Annotated in this window: 19 protein-coding genes and 1 pseudogene; 12 read left to right on the forward strand and 8 right to left on the reverse strand. The window is 69.8% G+C overall.

The features are described from left to right. Positions 1–12: 12 nt before the first annotated feature. The 4 genes from AB0C26_RS41405 to tkt form a co-directional block, all read right to left on the reverse strand. Entirely contained in the window at positions 13–1029 is a 1017-nt protein-coding gene (locus AB0C26_RS41405; RefSeq protein ID WP_360259393.1) for a glucose-6-phosphate dehydrogenase assembly protein OpcA, read from the reverse strand. Further along, a complete protein-coding gene (zwf, locus tag AB0C26_RS41410) occupies positions 1026–2543 on the reverse strand; it encodes a glucose-6-phosphate dehydrogenase (RefSeq protein ID WP_360259519.1) in 1518 nt (505 codons plus the stop codon). The genes AB0C26_RS41405 and zwf overlap by 4 nt, the downstream gene beginning before the upstream one ends. A gap of 92 nt (positions 2544–2635) precedes the next feature. Further along, positions 2636–3772, reverse strand: coding sequence for a transaldolase (gene tal / locus AB0C26_RS41415; RefSeq protein ID WP_360259394.1), 1137 nt, complete (start codon positions 3770–3772; stop codon positions 2636–2638). Between the two features lie 12 nt (positions 3773–3784). Beyond that, positions 3785–5917 carry a transketolase gene (gene tkt / locus AB0C26_RS41420; protein WP_360259396.1) on the reverse strand — a complete coding sequence of 711 codons (2133 nt, stop codon included), beginning with the start codon at positions 5915–5917 and terminating at the stop codon, positions 3785–3787. Positions 5918–6177: 260 nt separating this feature from the next. Between tkt and AB0C26_RS41425 the strand changes: the two genes are divergently transcribed. The 3 genes from AB0C26_RS41425 (at position 6178) to AB0C26_RS41435 (ending at position 8634) form a co-directional block, all read left to right on the forward strand. After that, complete coding sequence (locus AB0C26_RS41425; RefSeq protein ID WP_360259522.1) at positions 6178–7119, forward strand: heme o synthase; 942 nt, start codon at positions 6178–6180, stop codon at positions 7117–7119. Positions 7120–7428: 309 nt separating this feature from the next. Then, positions 7429–7722 (forward strand): hypothetical protein, encoded by a 294-nt coding sequence (locus AB0C26_RS41430; RefSeq protein ID WP_203768207.1) that lies wholly within the window; start codon positions 7429–7431, stop codon positions 7720–7722. A 9-nt stretch (positions 7723–7731) separates the two neighbouring features. After that, entirely contained in the window at positions 7732–8634 is a 903-nt protein-coding gene (locus tag AB0C26_RS41435; protein ID WP_360259399.1) for a hypothetical protein, read from the forward strand. A 1450-nt stretch (positions 8635–10084) separates the two neighbouring features. Here AB0C26_RS41435 and AB0C26_RS41440 read toward each other — a convergent pair. Then, the gene (locus tag AB0C26_RS41440) at positions 10085–11104 is read right to left on the reverse strand and encodes a COX15/CtaA family protein (RefSeq protein ID WP_360259401.1); all 1020 of its coding nucleotides are present in this window, start codon (positions 11102–11104) and stop codon (positions 10085–10087) included. A 116-nt stretch (positions 11105–11220) separates the two neighbouring features. Between AB0C26_RS41440 and AB0C26_RS41445 the strand changes: the two genes are divergently transcribed. The 9 genes and pseudogenes from AB0C26_RS41445 (at position 11221) to AB0C26_RS41485 (ending at position 18451) form a co-directional block, all read left to right on the forward strand. Beyond that, a complete protein-coding gene (locus AB0C26_RS41445; protein ID WP_360259403.1) occupies positions 11221–11958 on the forward strand; it encodes an ArsR family transcriptional regulator in 738 nt (245 codons plus the stop codon). Next, complete coding sequence (sufB, locus tag AB0C26_RS41450) at positions 11955–13376, forward strand: Fe-S cluster assembly protein SufB (RefSeq protein ID WP_360259405.1); 1422 nt, start codon at positions 11955–11957, stop codon at positions 13374–13376. Before AB0C26_RS41445 ends, sufB begins: the two co-directional genes overlap by 4 nt. A 30-nt stretch (positions 13377–13406) precedes the next feature. Next, the gene (sufD, locus tag AB0C26_RS41455) at positions 13407–14537 is read left to right on the forward strand and encodes a Fe-S cluster assembly protein SufD (RefSeq protein WP_360259407.1); all 1131 of its coding nucleotides are present in this window, start codon (positions 13407–13409) and stop codon (positions 14535–14537) included. Between the two features lie 2 nt (positions 14538–14539). After that, a complete protein-coding gene (locus AB0C26_RS41460) occupies positions 14540–14872 on the forward strand; it encodes a non-heme iron oxygenase ferredoxin subunit (RefSeq protein WP_360259410.1) in 333 nt (110 codons plus the stop codon). Beyond that, on the forward strand, positions 14869–15630 hold the full coding sequence (gene sufC / locus AB0C26_RS41465; protein ID WP_097322442.1) for a Fe-S cluster assembly ATPase SufC: 762 nt from the start codon (positions 14869–14871) through the stop codon (positions 15628–15630). Before AB0C26_RS41460 ends, sufC begins: the two co-directional genes overlap by 4 nt. A gap of 21 nt (positions 15631–15651) precedes the next feature. Beyond that, positions 15652–16881: a cysteine desulfurase gene (locus tag AB0C26_RS41470; protein ID WP_360259413.1), complete on the forward strand. Its 1230-nt coding sequence runs from the start codon at positions 15652–15654 to the stop codon at positions 16879–16881. Continuing rightward, positions 16881–17336, forward strand: coding sequence for a Fe-S cluster assembly sulfur transfer protein SufU (gene sufU, locus AB0C26_RS41475; protein ID WP_360259416.1), 456 nt, complete (start codon positions 16881–16883; stop codon positions 17334–17336). The genes AB0C26_RS41470 and sufU overlap by 1 nt, the downstream gene beginning before the upstream one ends. An 11-nt stretch (positions 17337–17347) precedes the next feature. Further along, positions 17348–17671 (forward strand): annotated as a pseudogene (locus AB0C26_RS41480) (metal-sulfur cluster assembly factor); the annotation flags it as partial. 30 nt (positions 17672–17701) lie between these two features. Then, a complete protein-coding gene (locus tag AB0C26_RS41485) occupies positions 17702–18451 on the forward strand; it encodes a maleylpyruvate isomerase family mycothiol-dependent enzyme (RefSeq protein WP_360259419.1) in 750 nt (249 codons plus the stop codon). Between the two features lie 5 nt (positions 18452–18456). On the opposite strand, the gene AB0C26_RS41490 is transcribed toward AB0C26_RS41485, so the two are convergent. From AB0C26_RS41490 to AB0C26_RS41500, 3 genes are all read right to left on the reverse strand, one after another. Continuing rightward, on the reverse strand, positions 18457–19869 hold the full coding sequence (locus AB0C26_RS41490; RefSeq protein WP_360259421.1) for a type II CAAX prenyl endopeptidase Rce1 family protein: 1413 nt from the start codon (positions 19867–19869) through the stop codon (positions 18457–18459). 61 nt (positions 19870–19930) lie between these two features. After that, complete coding sequence (locus AB0C26_RS41495; RefSeq protein WP_360259423.1) at positions 19931–20626, reverse strand: histidine phosphatase family protein; 696 nt, start codon at positions 20624–20626, stop codon at positions 19931–19933. 9 nt (positions 20627–20635) lie between these two features. Further along, positions 20636–21619, reverse strand: coding sequence for a helix-turn-helix domain-containing protein (locus tag AB0C26_RS41500; RefSeq protein WP_360259425.1), 984 nt, complete (start codon positions 21617–21619; stop codon positions 20636–20638). Positions 21620–21682 lie beyond the last annotated feature (63 nt).

The raw sequence follows: 21682 nt of genomic DNA on the forward strand, positions 1-21682 counted from the left end.
CGAATGGGAAAACTACGCGGCCGAGCCGCCGGGGCCCGCCATCGCGCCGGCCTCGGACTCCGCCTTGGCGGCCAGGGCCGGGTCCTTCCAGACGTGCACGCGCATCGGCGGCTTGTGGTCGAGGCCGGACACGCCGGCCATCGCGCCCAGCGCGTCGGCGTAGATCTGGTCGGCGTCCAGGCGGCGCAGTTCCTCGGCCAGCTCGTCGCCGACCGGCCGCTTCGGCAGCGGCATGTAGCGGTCCTCCTGGCCGGTCCGGCTGAACAGCGCGGTGTTCTCCTCGCGGGTCACCGTCACCGTGTCGCCGTTCTCGCACTGCAGGCTCACCGAGTGCATCCGCGGGGAGCGGTCGGTGTGCTGCAGCGCCGGGTGGATGCCCAGGCGAGCCTGCAGCCAGCCCCGCATGAGCGCGGCCGTCGGGTCGGATTCCGGGGCGGTGATGGTCGCGCCGACCACCCGCGCCTCGGTGGTGTCGAACGCGCCCGCGACCAGGGTCCGCCACAGGGTGATGCGGGTCCAGGTCAGGTCGGTGTCGCCGGGCGCGTAGTCGATCGCCCGCTGCCGCAGCGCGGCCACCGGGTCGGCCGCCTGGGCGCAGTCGGTGATCCGGCGGTCGGCCACCACACCGAGGAAGTCGTTGGCGATCGTGTCCGGCGGCTCCTGGTGCCACCAGGTGACCACCGGGACGTCCGGCGCGAGCAGCGGCATGACCACCGACTCGGCGTGCAGCGCGAGACGGCCGTACATCCGCATCACGACCGCCTCGGCCGGGCCGAGACGCCCGCCCACGACGATCTCGGCGTCCAGCCGGCTACGACCCTCCAGGTCGGAGCGGACCACGATGAGCAGCCGGCACGGGTGCGCGGCGGCGGCGATCGTGGCCGCGGCCTCGGCCTCGCGGACCTTCTTCTCCTCGACGACGGCGACCAGCGTCAGGGCCAGGCCCGACGCCACACCGCCGGCGCTGCGCCGCTCGGCGGCGAGCGCTTTCACCACCTCGTTGCCGGTGGTGTCCCACAGCCCGATCATGCTCGCCTCCACGCGCGGCCCTCGCGGGCCAGCATCTCGTCGGACGCCCGCGGGCCCCACTCGCCGGCCCGGTACGGCTCCGGCTTCGTGCCCTTCCAGGCGGCCTCCAGCGGGTCGATGACCTGCCAGCTCTGCTCGATCTCGGCGGCGTCCGGGAACAGGGTCCGGTCGCCGACCAGCACGTCCAGGACCAGGCGCTCGTACGCCTCGGGGCTGGACTCGGTGAACGCCTCGCCGTACTGGAAGTCCATCGCGATGTCGCGGACCTCCATCGTGGTGCCCGGCACCTTGGAGCCGAACTTGAGGACCACGCCCTCGTCCGGCTGCACGCGGATGACCAGCTGGTTGTTGCCGAGCATCTCGACGTCGGCCGGGTCGAACGGCAGGTGCGGGGCGCGCTTGAACAGGATCGCGATCTCGGTCACCCGGCGCGGCATCCGCTTGCCGACCCGTACGTAGAAAGGAACCTCGGCCCAGCGCCGGTTCTGCACGCCCAGCCGTACCGCCGCGTAGGTCTCGGTCGTCGAGTTGGCCGGGATGTTCTTCTCCTCCAAGTACCCGACCGCCCGTTCACCGGCGACCCAGCCCGGCAGGTACTGACCGCGTACGGAACCCTTGGAGATGTCTTTCGGCAGGCTGATCGCCTTGAGGAACTTCAGCTTCTCGGCGCTGACGTCGCGCGGGTCGAAGCTGGTCGGTTCCTCCATGCCCACCAGCGCCATCAGCTGGAGCAGGTGGTTCTGGAGCACGTCGCGGGCGGCGCCGGAGGCGTCGTAGAACGCGGCGCGGGTGCCGATGCCGACGTCCTCGGCCATCGTGATCTGCACCGAGTCGACGTACTTGGAGTTCCACACCGGCTCGAACAGGCTGTTGGCGAAGCGGAGGGCCAGGATGTTCTGGACCGTCTCCTTGCCGAGGTAGTGGTCGATGCGGTACACGTCGCCCGGCGTGAAGACCTCGTCGACCAGCTGGTTGAGCGCGATGGCGCTCTGCAGGTCGCTGCCGAACGGCTTCTCCACCACGACCCGGCGCCATCCGCCGGACTTGGCGTTGTCGGCCATGCCGGTACGGGCCAGCTGGTTGAGCACCAGCGGGAACGCGGCCGGGGGGATCGAGAAGTAGAAGGCGGCGTTACCCGGGATGCCGTTGCGCTCGCGCAGGTCGTCGAGGGTCTCGGCGAGGTTGTCGAACGCGGCGTCGTCGTCGAACGAGCCCGGCACGAACTGGAACTGGCTGGCCAGCCGCTGCCAGACGTCCTCGCGCCACGGGGTACGGGCGCCCTTTTTCGCCGCCTCGTACGCCAGGGACTCGAAGTCGCCGTCGCCCCAGTCGCGGCGGGCGAAGCCCAGAACCACGAAACCGGGCGGCAGCAGGCCTCGGTTGGCCAGGTCGTAGACGGCCGGGATGAGCTTCTTTCTAGACAGGTCACCGGTGACTCCGAAGATCACCAGAGCACAGGGCTCCGGGATCCGGGGAAGCCTGCGGTCCTGTGCGGTACGCAGCGGATTGCCCACGTGATCCATCCTGCCAGTTTTCGGTGTCGTGCAGGTGTCTTAGCAGGTACGAGGTGAGGGGGCCCACCGCGTGCGGTGGACCCCCTCATCGATCAGGCTGCGTCGCTCGGGCTCTTCGAGCCGGAGGCGGCCGCCTTCAGCGACTTGTCGACGCCCTCGAGCAGCTCCTTCCAGCTCTGCTCGAACTTGTCGACGCCCTCGGTCTCGAGGACCTTGACCACGTCGTCGAAGTCGACGCCGACGGCCTTGAGGTCGGCGAAGACCTTGCGGGCGGCGTCGTACTGACCCGAGATCGTGTTGCCGCGGGTCTCGCCGTGGTCGGCGTAGGCCTTGATCACGGACTCCGGCATGGTGTTCACCGTGCCGGGCGCGATCAGCTCCTCGACGTAGATGGTGTCCTTGTACTCGGGGTTCTTCGTCGACGTCGACGCCCACAGCGGACGCTGCGGCTGGGCGCCGGCGGCCGCGAGCGCCTTCCAGCGCTCACCGCCGAAGATCTCCTCGTACGCCTCGTACGCGAGCTGGGCGTTGGCGATGGCGGCCTTGCCCTTGAGGGCCTTGGCCTCGTCGCTGCCGATCTTGTCGAGGCGCTTGTCGACCTCGGAGTCCACGCGGGAGACGAAGAACGACGCCACCGAGCCGATCTTGCTGAGGTCGTGCCCGTTCGCCTTGGCCTGCTCGACGCCGGCCAGGAACGCCTCCATCACCGCGCGGTAGCGCTCGAGCGAGAAGATCAGGGTCACGTTGACGCTGATGCCCTCGGCGAGCGTGGCGGTGATCGCCGGCAGGCCCTCGAGGGTCGCCGGGATCTTGATGAAGAGGTTCTCGCGGTCGACCAGCCACCACAGGGTCTTGGCCTCGGCCACGGTGCTCTCGGTCTCGTGCGCCTTGCGCGGGTCGACCTCGATGGACACGCGGCCGTCGAGCCCGTTGGAGGCGTCGTACGCCGGGCGCTCCACGTCGCACGCGTCACGCACGTCGCGGGCCGTCATGAGGCGTACGGCCTCCTCGACGGTGACCCGCTGCGCGGCCAGGTCCTTCAGCTGCGCGTCGTACGCGTCCGCGTCCGAGAGCGCCTTCTGGAAGATGCTCGGGTTCGTGGTCACGCCGACCACGTGCTGCTCGTCGAGCAACTTCTTCAGCGAGCCGGTGGTCAACCGGGGACGGGAGAGGTCGTCGAGCCACACCGCCACGCCCTGGGCGCTGAGCTCTGCCAGCCTGTCGGTCATAACTACTTCTCCTCAGTTACCGGTCGTGTGACCGGTGATCTCGCCGACCTTGGCCAGGGCGGCGTTGGCCTTGGCCACCACGTTGTCCGCGGTGAACCCGAACTGCTCGAAGAGGATCTTGGCGGGGGCGCTCGCACCGTAGTGCTCGATGCTCACGGGCTCGCCCGCCTCGCCCAGGATCCGGTCCCAGCTCTGCCGGATGCCGGCTTCCACCGTCACCCGGGCCTTGACGCGACGCGGCAGCACCTGCTGCTGGTACGCCGTGTCCTGCTCGTAGAACCACTCGAGGCACGGCATCGATACCACCCGGGTCGGGGTGCCCTCGGCCTCGAGCCGCTCCTGCGCGGCCAGGCAGATCGACACCTCGGAGCCGGTGCCGATGAGGATCACCTTGGGCTCGCCGCCGGTCGCCTCGGACAGGATGTAGCCGCCCTTGAGCGTGCCCTCGGCCGACGCGTACTTCGTACGGTCGATGGTCGGCAGGTTCTGGCGGGACAGGGCCAGGCCGGTCGGCCGGTCATTGTGCTCGATGGCGCCGCGCCAGGCGTACGCCGTCTCGTTGGCGTCGGCCGGGCGGACGATGTCGAGGCCGACGATCGCGCGCAGCGCCGACAGCGTCTCGATCGGCTGGTGGGTCGGGCCGTCCTCGCCGAGACCGATCGAGTCGTGCGTCCACACGTAGATGACCGGGAGCTTCATCAGCGCCGAGAGCCGGACGGCGCCTCGCATGTAGTCGCTGAAGACCAGGAAGGTTCCGCCGTACGGGCGGGTGCGGCCGTGGGCGGTGATGCCGTTGAGGACCGAGCCCATGCCGTGCTCGCGGATGCCGAAGTGCAGCGTGCGGCCGTACTCGTTACCGGGGAAGGCCTTCGTCGCGTACTCCGACGGGATGAAGGACGGCTCGCCCTTCATCGTGGTGTTGTTGCTCTCGGCGAGGTCGGCCGACCCGCCCCAGAGCTCGGGCAGCACCGGAGCCAGGGCGTTGAGCACCTGCTGCGAGGCGGCGCGGGTGGCCAGGCCCTTGGCGTCGGCCGGGAACTCGGGCAGCGCCTTCTCCCAGCCCTCGGGCAGGGTGTGCGCGGAGAGCCGGTCGAACAGCGCCTTGCCCTCGGGGTTGGACTTGGCCCACGCCTCGAACTTGGTGTTCCACTCGGCGTGCGCCGCCTGGCCCCGCTCGACGACCCGACGTGCGTGCGCGAGCACGTCCTCGGCGACCGCGAACGTCTCGTTCTTGTCGAAGCCGAGGATCTCCTTGGTGGCGGCGACCTCGTCGGCGCCCAGCGCGGAGCCGTGGATCTTGCCGGTGTTCTGCTTGTTCGGCGCGGGCCAGCCGATGATCGTGCGCAGCACGATGAAGGAGGGCTTGTCGGTGACCTTCTGGGCCTCGAGGATCGCCTTGTGCAGCGCCTCGACGTCCTCGTGGTACTCGCTACCCTTCGACGGGTCGCCCTTGCGCCAGTCGACGTGCTGCACGTGCCAGCCGTACGCGGCGTAGCGGGCGCCGACATCCTCGTTCTTGGCGATGCGGGTGTCGTCCTCGATGGAGATCTCGTTGTCGTCGTAGATCACCGTGAGGTTGCCGAGCTTCTGCACGCCGGCGATGGCGCTCGACTCGTGGCTGACGCCCTCTTCGATGTCGCCGTCCGAGCACAGTACGTACACATTGTGGTCGAACGGAGAGTCACCGGCGGGCGTCTCGGGGTCGAACAGGCCGCGCTCGCGGCGGGCGGCCATCGCCATGCCCACCGCGTTGCCGATGCCCTGGCCGAGCGGGCCGGTGGTGACCTCGACGCCCGGGGTGTGCCCGTACTCGGGGTGACCGGGGGTCAGCGAGTCCCACTGGCGCAGCGAGGCCAGGTCGTCGATGCCCAGACCGAAGCCGTTGAGGTAGAGCTGAATGTAGAGGGTGAGACTGGAGTGCCCACAGGAGAGCACGAAGCGGTCGCGTCCGGCCCAGAGCGGATCGGTGGGGTCATGGCGCATGACCCGGTTGAACAGCAGGTATGCGGCCGGCGCGAGGCTCATCGCGGTACCGGGATGGCCGTTGCCGGATTTCTCGACGGCATCCATGGCCAGCACCCGGACAGTGTCCACCGCTTTGCGGTCAAGGTCGGACCAATTGAGAGCAGGATCTGTGGCAGCCACGTCGGTTGTGCTCCTCGGGCATGATTTTGGGAATCCCTTTTGAGCTTGACCCTATCCACTTGGGTTAAACCCGCGCCCGGGGAACGGCTGAGGCCCATACGCTGAGAGCGGACACGTCCTGTGTGACGCCATGCACCCGGCAAGGGTCGTCAGAGCAGCGGAGATGGCTGAGCGTAGGCTGTCCGAGCGTGCCGCCGGCTGCTGCCGGCAACGGTCGTGAGTTGGCTAGTGCCGATGCCGGAAGGTGGCAGTCCGTGAGCATGATCACCGAGCGTCCCGTTCCTGAACGGGAGCTTGGCAGTCGCGAGAGCACCGCCGAGGCGACGCGTCGTGATCCCATCGCCTTGTTCCGCGCCTACCTGGCGCTGACCAAGCCGCAGATCGTCGAGTTGCTTCTGGTGACCACGATCCCGGCCATGATCGTCGCCGCTGGAGGGTGGCCTGACCTGGGCACACTCGCCGTGGTGCTGATCGGCGGGGCGATGGCGGGCGGTGCCGCGAGCGCCCTGAACTGCTACATCGACCGCGACATCGACCAGGTGATGCGGCGGACCAAGCGGCGCCCGCTGCCGGCCAACAGCGTCACTCCGAGATCGGTATTGATCTTTGGTCTGACCCTGGCCGTGATTTCCGTCGCCCTGATGGCCGTTTTCACCAACTGGCTGGCCACGGCTCTGACCGCGGGCGCGATTTTCTACTACGACGTCATCTACACGTTGTGGCTCAAGCGGCGCACGGTCGCCAGCACCTTCTGGGGCGGCATCTGCGGATCGGCCCCGGTGATCATCGGCTGGGCCGCCGTCACCGGCGATGTGGGCGCCGTCGGGTGGGCGCTTTTCGCCATTGTCTTCTTTTGGCAGATGCCGCACTTCTACGCGCTGGCCATCAAGTACAAGGACGACTACGCGCGGGCCGGCGTTCCGATGTTGCCGGTGGTGCGGTCCGTGGCTCGGGTGAACTTCGAGATCGTCCTCTACACGGTGCTCACCGTGGCCGCCTCGCTGGCGGCCTGGCCGCTGGGCCTGGGCCTGATCTACGGGCTCACCGCGATCGCGACCGGCGTGGCCTTCCTGGCCGAGGCGCTCCTGTTGGTGAAGCGGACCCGCGCCGGGCAACCGGCCAAGCCGATGCGGCTGTTCCACTGGTCGATCACGTACCTGACGATCCTGTTCATCGCGGTCGCGGTCGACGCCCTTGTCTGATCTTTAAGCTTCGATCTCGTTCTCGTCACGGGCGGGCGTTCGGCGGTTATCGGCCGCAGGCGCCCGCCCGCGCCGTTTCCCGGAGGCCTCAGCACTACCGGAGCGTCACACCCGTCGCACAACGCGCCCGAAATGACCCGGTTTTCGGTTACGGCCGGTCACTCATAAGATGGAAACCCGTTGATGGGTTCAAAACGGGCGAATTGGTCGATAGCAATGTGTCCAACAGTTAAACCCGCAGGTAATTCGCCTCACAAAACCCGGCCGGGAGTGCTTGCTCTCCCAGAAACACTGCTTACGCTGCCCGTCATGGCTCAAGGTTCCGATACGACACTGACCGCGGGGATCAAATCCTTCGCCGCCGGCCACGGTGGCGCCAAGGCGGTCATCGAGTACGTCGGCAAGCGTGGTGCCCGCATTGTCCTCGTCGGCCAGGACGGCGAGTGGTCCGACCAGTTCGCCGACGACACGAACGTCGCCCGCAAGGCGTGTGAGAGCGCCGGCGTCGAGGTGGAGAACGAGTGGGAGCGCGAGCTCATGGAGCAGATGCGCCCCAGCAACGACCTTTGGCGGTCGATGTCGCGCCGGAGCATGGCCCGGTAGAAACAACACGTGACTTCCTCTACTCACCGAGCGGCCCGGGAGACCTCCCGGGTCGCTCTCGTCACTTGTGAGCTCTTCCCCGACCTGTGGGAAGACGACCACCCGCTGCGCGACGCCCTCCGCGAACGCGGCACCGCGGTCGACGCCGTCCGCTGGGACGACCCGGCCGCCGACTGGGCCGCCTACGACCTGGCCGTGATCCGGTCACCGTGGGACTACGTCCCGCGCCGCGCCGCGTTCGTGGCCTGGGCCCACGGCGTGCCCCGCCTGCTCAACCCGGCCGACATCATCGAGTGGAACACCGACAAGCGCTACCTCGGCCAGCTCGCCCAGGCCGGCCTGCCGGTCACACCCACCGAGTTCGTCGAGCCCGGCGACACGTGGACGCCACCCGAGACCGGCGAGTGGGTCGTGAAGCCCACGATCAGCGCCGGCAGCCAGGACACCGGCCGCTACAGCCTGCCGGACCAGCGCACCCTGGCCGAGGCCCACGTGACCCGCCTGCGAGCGGCCGGCCGCACCGCGATGATCCAGCCCTACCTGGCCGCCGTGGACACGGACGGCGAGAGCGCGCTGATCTACACCCCCGACGCCGGCGGCGAGCTGAGGTTCAGCCACTCCATCCGCAAGGGCGCCATGCTGACCGGCCCCGACGAGGGAACCATCGACCCCGGCAGCGAGCAGATCACCCCGCGCACCCCGACGCAGGCCGAACTGGACGTGGCCACCCGCGTCCTGGACCACATCCCCGGCGGCGCGAAGCGCCTGCTCTACGCCCGCATCGACCTGATCCCGGGCCCCGACGGCGCGCCTTTGCTGGTCGAGCTCGAACTGACCGAGCCTTCCCTCTTCCTCACCGAGTCCCCAGACGCCGCCACCCGCCTGGCCGACGCCATCCTCGCCCGCCTCTGACCTCCTGTCCCGCTCGCAGAGCCCCCGGCCTTGTAGCGCTCCGCGTCTTGTAGCGCACGAGGCCTTATAGGGCGCGCGTTTTGCAGGGTGCGCGCTTTGCAGGGCGCGCGCTTTGCAGGGCGCGCGCTTTGCAGGGTGCGCGCTTTGCAGGGTGCGCGCCTTGCAGGGTGCGTGCCTTGCAGGGCCCGCGCCCGCGCCTTGCACGGCGCCGTTGCTCACCGTACGTACGCACGGCAAGCCGGCTTTGCGGCGCGGGTGGCCGCATCTGCCGACGCAGCGCGTACGTTCCGCCGCGAACGCCGGACGTTGAGCGGGTGTCTGCGGCCCTGGGCTCACGAGTATGTCCGGGCTACGTGCGTCGGCCCCGGCTGCGAGGCGAATTCGCCCGTGCCGTCGGCGCCAACCATGCGTCCACGCCGCTCCGGTATCACACATGCGTCGGCGCTGCCCGCATCCGCGCCCCTGCGTCGGACATCGTGCGAACGTCCGCGCCGCTCCGGGACCACACGTGCGTCGGCGCTGCACGCATCCGCGCCCCTGCGTCGGACATCGTGCGTGCGTCCGCGGCTGTGCGTCGGCTCCACCTCGCGTGTAGGCCGAGGGCGTCCGCGCTGCGTGTGCCCAGACTGCTGGTGCTGGTGCTGGTGCTGGTGCTGGTGCTGGTGCTGGTGCTGGTGCTGGTGCCGGTGCGGTCGGTGTCCCTGCCGCGGGTGCCGCGGTGCGTGTTCGCGCTGCGGGTGCTCGTGCGGTCTGTGTTTGTGCCGCCTGTGCGCGCGGTACGTGTTCGCGCTGTGGGTGTTGGTGCGGTCTGGGTCCGTGCCGAGTGTGCCCGCTGTGTGGGTTCGCGCTGTGGGTGCTCGTGCGGTCTGCGTTCGTGCGACGAGTGCCCGACCGTGTGCAGCGGGCGTTGCGGGTCTGGGGCGTAGGGAGGCGCCGGGGCGCGGGTGGTGGTTTAGACGGCGGCCGCCCCGGGAGACAGGCGGCCGCCTCAGCTCTCGACGGACTTTCTTTCCGGCTCACCACCCCCTCTGGTGTCGTGGGCCGGCGGGCGTGCACGGCGTTGATCGGGCCGGGGGAGCGCCGATCGTGCGCAGCAGTCGTCCGGCGGCGCCTGTCGTGGCCGAGGCCGGGATGGTCCCGGTCGGTGATCGGCCGCGTCGAGGGGGTCGCGCCGCGGGTCGAGGTGGGACTGTTCGGCTGTGAACTGTGGAACTGGTGGGGCTCCTGTGTGGCATGCGGGAAAGCCTGCCGGAGCGCGCCGATCAATGGAGAACGGAACGCTGTTCCTGTGGACGACACGCGGTTATCCACAGGCGCTTCGGAAGAAGTCCAGGTCAGAACGTTTCGTGTGTCCCGCTGAAACCGGCACCGCGAAGCGCTCGCCCGAATTGACGAGAAAGGAAGCAGCGCCGGCCTCGGGAGGAGGCTCGGCGCTGCGGGGGAGGGTGGGTCAGCGCTGGGCTGGCACCGGCTCCTCGGTGGCGGTGCCGGTGGCAGTGCCGGTGGCAGTGCCAGTGCCGGTGGCAGTGCCAGTGGCGGTGCCGGTGGTGGCGGCGTCGGCTGGGACGGGGGCCGGCGGAGGTGTGGTGGGGGCCCGTTCCAGGGCGGGGCGGGACCGCAGCGACCACCACACCGACAGGGTGCCGGTCCAGACCAGGCCGGCGCCGAGCATGTGGGCGCCGACCAGGATGACCGGTAGGTGGGTGAAGTACTGGACGAAGCCGATGACGCCCTGGCCCAGGACGATGGCCAGCAGGGTCAGGGCGGCCCGGTTCGCCGCGCGGGGCGCCTTGACCGCGCGCAGGGCGAAGATCAGGGCGATCGTCAGGCCGATGAACAGGAAGACCACGTCCGCGTGGGCCTGGGAGACCGTGGCCGGGTCGAGGCCGTTGCGCTTGGCCTCCTCGTCGCCGGCGTGGGGGCCGCTTCCCGTGACCACCACGCCCATGGCGATCACGGCGACGCTTGTCGCGGTCAGGATCGCGGCCAGGTGGCGCAGGGGGCGGGGGACCAGGTCGACCGGCTTGCCGTCGCCCTCGAAGGTGCGCTTCCACAGGAAGTAGGCCAGGGCGATCAGCGCGATCGACAGCAGGAAGTGCAGGCCGACCACCCACGGGTTGAGGTCGGTGAGGACCGTGATGCCGCCGACTACGCCCTGGCCGGGGATGCCGGCCAGGACCGCGATGCTCAGCAGGACCGTCGAGCGGCGGCGTGGCTTCTCCAGCAGCGCGGCCAGCACGCACAGGACGGCCAGCAGGCCCAGCACGAACGTGAGCATGCGGTTGCCGAATTCGATGACGCCGTGGACGCCCATCTCCGACGTGGTCGTGTAGGACGCGTCGGTGCATTTGGGCCACGTCGGGCAGCCGAGCCCGGAACCCGTGAGACGGACCGCCGCGCCGGTGACGATCAGCGCGATGTTGGCGATCAGGGACGCCAGGGCCAGGGGGCGCAGCGGTAGAAACCTCACCTCTGGGATCGTACGCAGGCGGTGGAGCGCAAGAACCGGTGCCCACGGAACGCGGTGTGACAGATCACCGGGGGGTCGGTTTGCGGGCTCGTGACGAAATACGTAACGTTGGCGTAGTGAAAAACGAGGTGCTGCTCGGAAGCGGTGCGTCGGCGTCTGCCGTCGCCGCGGACGGGCGTACCCGTGACCGGGTCGCTCAGCTGCTGCTGGAGCGCGGTTCCGCCACCGCGGCCGAGCTGGGCGCCGAGCTCGGGCTGAGCCCGGCGGCGATCCGCAAGCACCTCGACGCGATGTTCGCCGACCGCCTCGTGGAGATCCGCGAGGTCCGCAACACCCGCCCGCGTGGGCGGGGACGGCCGGCCAAGACCTTCGCCCTCACCACCGCCGCCCGGGAAAACCTCAACCCGCACTTCTACGACGGTATTGCGACGGCCGCGCTGCGCTGGATCGCCGATCAGCACGGCGCCGAGGCGATCTCCGCGTTCGCCGCGACCCAGGTCGTCGCCCTCGAGGAGCGCTGCCGGGCGGCCCTGCGGGAGGCCGGCGACGACCCGATCGCCCGGGCCGAGGCGCTCGCCGAGGCGCTGACCGCCGAGGGCTACGCTGCCAACGCGACCACGATCGCGTCCGGCGGCCAGTTGTGCCAGCACTCCTGCCCGGTGGCCCACGTGGCTGCCGAGTTCCCTCAGCTGTGCGACGCCGAGACCGAGGTCATTTCTCGCCTCATCGGCACCCACGTGCAGCGCCTCGCAACCATCGCGCACGGCGACGGGGTGTGCACCACGCACATCCCGGCACCGACCCGCGCTGCACAAAAGACCGAGCTGACCACCACGGTTAGGACAGATACATGACCGACCAGATCGCTACTCAGGAAGAGCACCTCGCCGCCCTCGGCAAGTACGAGTACGGCTGGGCCGACTCGGACATCGCCGGCGCCGCGGCGCAGCGTGGCCTGTCCGAGGCCGTGGTGCGCGACATCTCCGCGAAGAAGAACGAGCCCGAGTGGATGCTCAACCTCCGGCTCAAGGGCCTGCGCCTGTTCGACCGCAAGCCCATGCCGAACTGGGGTGCCGACCTCACCGGCATCGACTTCCAGAACATCAAGTACTTCGTGCGCTCGACCGAGAAGCAGGCCGCGAGCTGGGAAGAGCTGCCTGAGGACATCAAGGCCACGTACGACAAGCTCGGCATCCCCGAGGCCGAGAAGCAGCGCCTCGTGGCCGGCGTCGCCGCGCAGTACGAGTCCGAGGTCGTCTACCACGCGATCCGCGAGGACCTCGAGGAGCAGGGCGTCCTGTTCCTCGACACCGACACCGCGCTCAAGGAGCACCCGGAGCTCTTCCAGGAGTACTTCGGCACCGTCATCCCGGTCGGCGACAACAAGTTCGCCGCGCTGAACACGTCGGTGTGGTCGGGTGGCTCCTTCATCTACGTGCCGAAGGGCGTGCACGTCGACATCCCGCTGCAGGCCTACTTCCGGATCAACACCGAGAACATGGGCCAGTTCGAGCGGACGCTGATCATCGCCGACGAGGGCTCGTACGTGCACTACGTCGAGGGCTGCACCGCGCCGATCTACTCGTCCGACTCGCTGCACTCCGCGGTCGTCGAGATCGTCGTCAAGAAGAACGCCCGGGTGCGGTACACGACCATCCAGAACTGGTCGAACAACGTGTACAACCTGGTCACCAAGCGCGCCACCTGCGAAGAGGGCGCGACCATGGAGTGGGTCGACGGCAACATCGGCTCCAAGGTGACCATGAAGTACCCGGCCGTCTACATGACCGGCCCGTACGCCAAGGGCGAGGTCCTCTCGATCGCCATGGCCGGCGAGGGCCAGCACCAGGACTCCGGCGCCAAGATGGTGCACGCCGCGCCGCACACCTCCTCGACGATCGTCTCGAAGTCGATCGCCCGGGGCGGCGGCCGGACCTCGTACCGCGGCCTGGTCCAGGTCCTCGAGGGTTCGTCGAGCTCCAAGAGCACCGTCAAGTGCGACGCACTCCTTGTCGACACCGTGTCCCGCTCGGACACCTACCCTTACGTCGACATCCGCGAGGACGACGTGGCGATGGGGCACGAGGCGACCGTCTCCAAGGTCTCCGAGGACCAGCTCTTCTACCTGATGAGCCGCGGTCTCACCGAGGACGAGGCGATGGCGATGATCGTGCGTGGCTTCATCGAGCCGATCGCCAAGGAGCTTCCGATGGAGTACGCGCTGGAGCTCAACCGCCTCATCGAGCTCCAGATGGAAGGCGCCGTCGGCTGACGACGGCTGAAGAGACGACTAAAGGACGACATGACAACCGAGGCCATCGCCCCGCCGCCGAGCACCAAGTCGCAGGTGCTGCGCTCCTTCGACGTCAACGACTTCCCAGCCGTCACCGGCCTGGAGGAGGACTGGCGTTTCACCCCGATCAAGCGTCTTGGTGACCTGATCAAGGCGACGTCGCTGACCGGCGTGGCGCCCTCGGTCGAGCACGGCGACCTGCCCGTCGGCGTCTCCGTGCACGAGGTGGCCACGGCCGACGCCATCCTCACGCCGTTCGACCGCATCAGCGCCCTGGCCTACGGCTCGGCCGCGCACGTCACCAAGATCGATGTGGCGACCGAGACCGAGCTGGCCGACCCGGTCGTGATCCGGGTCGTCGGCAAGGGCGGGGACGCGGCGGCGGCCCGTACGGTCGTCAAGATCGGCGCCTTCTCCAAACTGACCCTGATCCTCGAGCAGGTCGGCACGGCCACCCTGGCCGACAACATCGAGGTCGTCATCGGCGACAGCGCGCAGCTGACCTTCGTCACGCTGGCCGAGTGGGACGCCGGCACGGTGCAGGCCCAGCACGTGAAGTTCCGGGTCGGCAAGGACGCCCGGGTGCAGCACGTGCAGGTGGCGCTCGGCGGCGACCTGGTCCGCCAGTTCACCAGCGTGGAGTACGCGGGCCGGGGCGGCGACGCCGAGCTGTGGGGCCTGTACTTCTCCGACGCCGGCCAGCACTTCGAGCATCGCCAGCTGGTCGACCACGCGGTTCCGGACTGTCGCAGCTACGTCGGATACCGCGGCGCGCTGCAGGGCAAGTCGGCGCAGACCGTCTGGGTCGGCGACGTGCTCATCCGCGCGGCGGCTACGGGCACCGACACGTACGAAATCAATCGGAACTTGATTTTGACCGACGGCGCCATCGCCCACTCGGTGCCCAACCTCGAGATCGAGACCGGCGAGATCGTCGGCGCCGGCCACGCCAGCGCGACCGGCCGCTTCGACGAGGAGCAGCTGTTCTACCTGATGGCCCGCGGTATCCCCGAGGGCGAGGCGCGCAAGCTCGTCGTCCGCGGCTTCTTCGCCGAGCTGATCAACAAGATCCCGTCCGAGGAGCTGCGCGAGCGCCTGGGCGACGTGATCGAGTCCCGCCTGGCCGAGGCCGGAGCGTAAAAGTGAGCTTCGAGCTGGTCGGCCCGGCGGCGGACGTCGCCAAGGGCGAGGTGATCTCGGTGGAGCTCGACGGCACCGAGATCGCCGTCGTGCACGCCGACGACGACAACTTCTACGCCGTACGGGATGAGTGCAGTCACGCCTCGGTGGCCCTGTCCGAGGGTGAGGTCGAGGGTTGCATGCTCGAGTGCTGGCTGCACGGCTCCCGGTTCGACGTGCGCACCGGCGAGCCCAGCGGCCCGCCCGCCTTCGAGCCGGTGGCGACCTTCCCCGTCGAGATCCGCGACGGCGACATCTATGTATCGACTATTCCGAGCAATGGAGTAAACCCGTGAGCACCCTGGAGATCCGCGACCTGCAGGTGTCGGTCAAGCTGCCCGAGGGCGAGCTGAAGCCGATCCTGGCCGGGGTCGACCTCACCGTGAAGTCGGGCGAGACCCACGCCATCATGGGTCCGAACGGCTCGGGCAAGTCGACGCTGGCGTACTCCATCGCGGGCCACCCGAAGTACGAGATCACCGGCGGCACGGTCACCCTCGACGGCGAGAACGTGCTCGACATGACCGTCGACGAGCGGGCCCGCGCCGGCCTGTTCCTGGCCATGCAGTACCCGGTCGAGGTGCCCGGCGTCTCGGTGGCGAACTTCCTGCGTACGGCCAAGACCGCCATCGACGGGGAGGCGCCGAAGCTGCGCACCTGGGCCGGCGAGCTGCGCGGCGCCATGGAGAAGCTGCAGATGGACCCGGCGTTCGCCCAGCGCAACGTCAACGAGGGCTTCTCCGGCGGTGAGAAGAAGCGGCACGAGATCATGCAGCTCGAGCTGCTCAAGCCGAAGATGGCGATCCTCGACGAGACCGACTCCGGCCTCGACATCGACGCGCTGCGCATCGTCAGCGAGGGTGTCAACCGGGTCCGCGAGACCGGCGAGACCGGCCTGCTGCTGATCACCCACTACACCCGCATCCTGCGCTACATCAAGCCGGACTTCGTGCACGTCTTCGTCGCCGGCAAGATCGTCCAGGAGGGCGGCCCGGAGCTCGCCGAGCAGCTGGAAGCCGAAGGCTACGAGCGCTACGTCGGCACCCGCGTCTGATTTCCTTGTAGGAGTAGAACGATGACGTTCGACGTGGCCCGGGTCCGAGCCGATTTCCCGATCCTCTCGCGGGAGGTCAACGGCCACCCGCTGGTTTATCTGGACAGCGCCAACACCTCGCAGAAACCCCGGCAGGTGCTCGAGGTCATGCGTGAGCACAACGAGCGGCACAACGGCAACGTGTCCCGCTCGGTGCACACGCTCGGCACCGAGGCCACGTCGGCGTACGAGGACGCCCGCGGCAAGATCGCGGCGTTCATCGGCGCCACGAACCCCGACGAGATCATCTTCACGAAGAACTCGACCGAGGCGATCAACCTGGTGGCGCACTCGCTCGGGCAGCACCTCGGCCTGACGGCGGGCGACGAGGTGGTGATCTCCGAGATGGAGCACCACTCCAACATCGTCCCCTGGCAGCTGCTCTGCGAGCGCACGGGCGCGACGCTGCGCTGGTTCGGGGTGACCGACGAGGGCCGGCTCGACGAATCTCCTCTGGATGAGCTGGTCAACGAGCGTACGAAGATCGTCTCCCTGGTGCACATGTCGAACACGCTCGGCACGATCAACGACCTGTCGCGGATCGTCGAGCGGGCCCGGCAGGTCGGCGCGCTGGTCATGCTCGACGCCTCGCAGTCGGTGCCGCACCTGCCGGTCGACGTCCGCACGCTCGGCGCCGACTTCATCGCGTTCACCGGCCACAAGATGCTCGGCCCGACCGGCATCGGCGTCCTCTGGGGCCGCTACGACCTGCTGGCCGAGATGCCTCCGTTCCTGGCTGGTGGCTCGATGATCGAGACGGTCACGATGGCCCGGACGACGTACGCGGCGCCGCCCGCCCGCTTCGAGGCCGGCACGCCGCCGATCGCCGAGGCCATCGGGCTCGGCGCGGCCGTGGACTACCTGAACGCGCTCGGCATGGAGGCCGTCCACCAGCACGAGCAGGACATCACGGCGTACGCCCTGAAGGTGCTGGCCGATGTGCCTTATGTGCGCCTTTTCGGCCCGGCCACGCCGGACGGCCGTGGAGGCACTTTGTCCTTCGACGTCGAAGGGGTGCACCCGCACGATGTGGGCCAGGTCCTCGACGCGCTCGGCGTGGAGGTCCGCGTGGGTCACCACTGTGCCAAGCCGGTGTGCGCGCGGTTCGGGGTGCCGGCGATGACCCGTGCGTCGTTCTACCTCTACACGACCACGGACGAGATCGACGCTCTCGCCCGCGGCCTCGACCAGGTGCGGAAGGTGTTCGCCTGATGATGCTGGACGGGCTCTACCAGGAGATCATTCTCGATCACTACAAGCACCCGCACGGGCGCGGTCTGCGTGATCCGTTCGACGGGGAGGCGCATCACGTCAACCCGACGTGCGGGGACGAGATCACCGTGCGGGTCGCGTCGGACTTCTCTGACATTTCGTACGATGGGCTGGGGTGCTCGATCAGCCAGGCGTCCGCGTCGGTGCTGTACGAGCTGCTCCAGGGGCGCGACGCGGACGACATCGCGGGAATTCACGAAGCTTTCGTGGAGCTGATGCAGGGGCGCGGCCAGGTCGAACCCGACGAGGACGTGCTGGGGGACGCGGTGGCCTTCGCCGGAGTGGCGAAGTTCCCGGCCCGGGTCAAATGTGCGCTGCTGCCGTGGATGGCGTTCAAGGACGCCGCGGCACGCGCCGGTGTGGATGTGGGCGCTGCCCCGGAGGTGAAGGCATGACTGACGTAGCCAAGGCGTCTATCGCCGATATCGAAGAAGCCATGAAGGACGTCGTCGACCCCGAGCTCGGGATCAACGTGGTCGACCTCGGGCTCGTTTACGGTACGCACGTGGACGACGACAACGTGGCCACGCTCGACATGACGCTGACGTCGGCGGCCTGCCCGCTGACCGACGTGATCGAGGACCAGACCCGGACCGCGCTGACGGCCGGACCCGGTGGCGGCATCGTCTCCGACTTCCGGATCAACTGGGTGTGGCTGCCGCCGTGGGGCCCCGACAAGATCACGGACGACGGGCGCGAGCAGCTGCGGGCCCTCGGGTTCAACGTCTGACTGTCATACCCGGCTGATAGAAACCCGGGTATGACTATCCCTTACACCGAGCTCCTGTCTCTCATCGACGATCGGTCGGCGGCGCTGCGTTCCGCGCTCGCCGCCGCGCCGGATCGGTCGGCCCGGGTGCCCGGCTGTCCCGAGTGGACGCTGACCGACCTGGTCGCCCATCTGGGCGCGGTCCACCGGTTCTGGGCGGGCGCGGTGAGCATGGCCGACCCGTCCCGGCAGCCGGGCGACGACGACGTCACCGACCAGCACCCACACGGTGATCTCGTGGAGTGGTCGGCCGCGTCGACCGAGCTGCTGCTGTCGGCGCTGCGCGCGGCCGAGGCCGACACCCCGGTGTGGGCCTGGTGGGCCGCCTCGGGCACGCCACTGACCGCGGGGGCGGTGGCGCGCCATCAGGTGCAGGAAGCGGCGGTGCACGCTTTCGACGCCCAGGAGACGATCGGCCAGGCGGAGCCGCTGCCGGCCGCGATCGCCGTCGACGGCGTGGCGGAATTCCTCTCGGTCGGGCTGGCCTCCACGGGGGAGTGGCCCTATCGCCCGGCCCGGATCGCGTTCTCGGCGACCGACGGCCCCGTCTTCACCGTCGACCTTTCCCCTTCCGGTGTACGCCTGGACCCACCGGCCGCCGGCGACCCCGTGGCCACGGTGCACGGGCCGGCGAGCGACCTGGTTCTGGCCCTCTACGGCCGCGTCCCCTTCGACAACCTGCGGGTGGACGGCGACCGAGGCGTACTGACCGAACTCCAGAACTTCGTCGACAACGACTGACCCGCTCAGGCCCCAGGGGCCGGCCGCCGCAGCTTGGGAACCGCGGGGGCCACGGGCGCTCGGCCCGGCACGACGGGAACGTTCCCCGCTCCCGCGCCCGCGCGTGGAACGTTCCACGCGCTCGCGCCCCCGCCACTCGCCGCCCCGGTCCGGGCCGGCTCGGCCGCCGCGGTCACTTGCCCACCTGACGCCGTGCCGCTGCTCGCGGGCTGCGCCTCGGTCTTCAGATCGCCTGACACTGTGCCGGTGCTCGCGGGCTGCTCCACGGTCGCCTGATCACCCGACGGCGCGCCGGGGATTGCCGGCCGTCCTTCGATCACCTGGTTACTTTCCGGCGCTGGTCTCTCTCCTGCCGCGCTCGGCGGCGGGTATTCGGGCTGGGCGGCGGCGGGTTGGGCTTCGGTCGGTTGGCTGTGGGCCAGTGCGGCGGCGGGTCGAGCTTCGGTCGGTTGGCTGTTGGCCAGGGCGGCGGCGAGTTCGGCTCTCGACAGAGCTCCGGCCTGCACCCTCGCGCTCGCGGGTCGCGCCCCTGCCGGTATGCGCGGCGGCTGGGTTTGCGGCAGCGCGGCTCGGCGCTGGTCGGTGGGCGGCTGGGCTTCGGCCGTCTGGGCTCGGGCTGGGCGGGCTTCGGCTGGGCGGGCTTCGGCTGGGCGGGCTTCGGCTGGGTGGGCTTTTGCTGGGTGGGCTTCGGCTGGAGTGGCGGGGAGGGGCGGGGGTGGGATGTGCAGGAAGGCGATCAGGTCGACGACGACGTGCAGGGCGATCGCTGGGAGGAGGGTGCCGGAGAGCACGGTGAGGCCGGTGAAGGCCACGGCCAGGGCGGCGACGCCCACGACGCCCTGGGCGCCCTGGTAGAGGTGGGTTGCCGCGAACAAGGCGATGCTGAGCGCGCAGGCCGCTACCAGGGGCAGGTCGAAGAGGATGACGCCGGCGGCGGTCAGGAGGCCGCGGAAGACGATCTCCTCGGTGATGCCGGCGGTGACCGCTACGGCCGCGGCCAGGCCTCGTTCCCGGAGCGTGCGCGGGAACATGGGTGCTGCCTTGTCGCGCGTGGGCACCGTGCCGCCGGCCTGCGCGTGGCGTCGGAGGCGGTTGCCGGTGATCACCACGACGGCGAGCAGGAACGCTGTCAGGGCCCAGGCCAGAGCGGGGCCGAACGACGGCAGCGAGGCCGCTACGCCGCCGCCCGACCAGGTCAGGCCGAGGTCGGCCAAGGTCAGGCCGGGGCTGTCGACGACCGGCAGGAAGGCGAAGACGGCCAGGGTCCAGCCGCCGAACAGGAAACGGCGGTAGAACCAGATCCGGCCGTCGGGGCGCGCCGCGATCTGGGCCATCGCCCGGCCCGGGCGCAGCAGGTTCGTGACCACGTCGGACAGGAGCGCGAGGACCAGCGCCGCGACCAGCACTTTGGCAAGCACGATCGAAGATCATGACGATCCGGGGCCGCGGCGGCAACCACCGTTCGGCTCGTCCCGGCGCTCAGCCCTGCGGCAGGTGGTCCACCGAGTTGTAGTAGGCCAGCTCGAGCCGGCCGTCGACCTCGACGAAACGGGACAACGACGCGTTGCGGACGTTGCCGGCGGCGCGTTCGGCCGCGACGACCTGGTCCCAGTCCAGCTTCTCGATGACGGCCCGCATCATCAGCACGACGGCGTCGTGGGCGACCACGATGACCCGCTCGCCCGCGTGGTCGCGGTTGAGGTCGTCGAGGAAGGCGCCCAGGCGTACCTCGATATCGGCGAACGACTCGCCGTTCGGCGGCGCGTAGCGGTACTCGCCCGCGTCCGTACGGCGTTTCGCCTCACCCGGGAAACGCTCGGCCACCGCCGCCCGGGTCATCATCTCCAGGTCACCCAGCAGCCGGTCGACCAGCCGGTCGTCGGTGGCCGGCGCGGGCAGGCCGACGCCGGACGCCTCCGCGGCGAGCCGCCACGTCTCGCGGGCCCGCAGGTAGGGCGACGTGATGACCACCTGGGGCCGGTCGTTCTCGGGCAACTGGCCGAGCCATTCACCCAGCGCCGCCGCCTGCTGCTCCCCGCGCTCGGTCAGCGGCACCTCGGCGTCGCGGCCGCTCACCTCCGCCTCCAGCAGCCCCTCCGCGTCAGCGGCGGGGAAAGCGACGTTGGCCAGGCTCTGCCCGTGTCGGACGAGGACGAGTTCGGCAACCACACCCATGATCGAACCCTATCCCGCCGGCGGCGGACCGGCGCGGAAGCTCTCCCGGTACGACTGCGGCGGTACGCCGACCAGGCGGCGGAAGTGGGGGCGCATGGCCACGCCGTCGGTGAAACCGCTGGCCCGGGCCACCGCGTTCATCGGCAGGTCGGTGGTGGACAGAACGTGCTGGGCGCGCAGGACCCGTTGGTGCAGCAGCCACTGCAGGGGTGAGCAGCCGGCGGTCTCCCGGAAGCGGCGGTCGAAGCTGCGGCGGCTCAGGTGGGCCGTGGCCGCGAGACGGTCGATGTCGAGGGCGGTGTCGTCGAGGTGCTCGAGGGCGTACCGCATGGCGGCGGTGACCGGATCGTCGTGGCCGAACGCGGGCACGGGCCGTTCGACGAACTGGGCCTGACCGCCGGCCCGCTGCGGGGCCACGACGAGAGCGCGGGCCGTGGCGTTGGCGACCGCCGGCCCGTGGTCGCGGCGCAGCAGATGCAGGCAGGCGTCCAGGCCGGCGGCGCTGCCGGCGCTGGTGATCACGCGGCCCTCGTCGACGAAGAGCGCGTCGTGAACGACCTCGACCTTCGGGAATCGTTCGGTGAACTCGGGCAGGCACACCCAGTGGGTGGTGGCCCGCCGGCCGTCGAGCAGCCCGGCCTCGGCCAGCACGAACGCGCCCAGGCACAGGCCGACCACGGTGGCGCCCTCGTCGTACGCCCGAACCAAGGTCTTCCGGACCGGCGCGGCGATCGGCGGGCCGCCCGGCCGGCGCCAGCCGGGGACGATGACCACGCCGGCCCGGTCGAGGGCGGCGAGCGGGTGTGGCGCGCTCATGGTGATGCCGCCGGTCGTCGCCAGCGGACCGGGACGTTCGCCCGCGGTCAGCAGCTCGAACGTCGGGCCGCCGCGCGGACCGTGGTCGATCTCGAAGACGCGGGGCGCGACCGCCACTTCGAGGATCGAGGCGCCGTCGCCGATCAGCACGCCGATGGTGGTCGCGTCACGCGTCATGGCTGGAACCTATCGCACGATGGCTTTCCAGTCACTGCCGTCGAGGCGCGACGACGGCGAAAG

It is taken from the genome of Actinoplanes sp. NPDC048796 (assembly GCF_040650035.1).
Classification (GTDB): Bacteria; Actinomycetota; Actinomycetes; order Mycobacteriales; family Micromonosporaceae; genus Actinoplanes.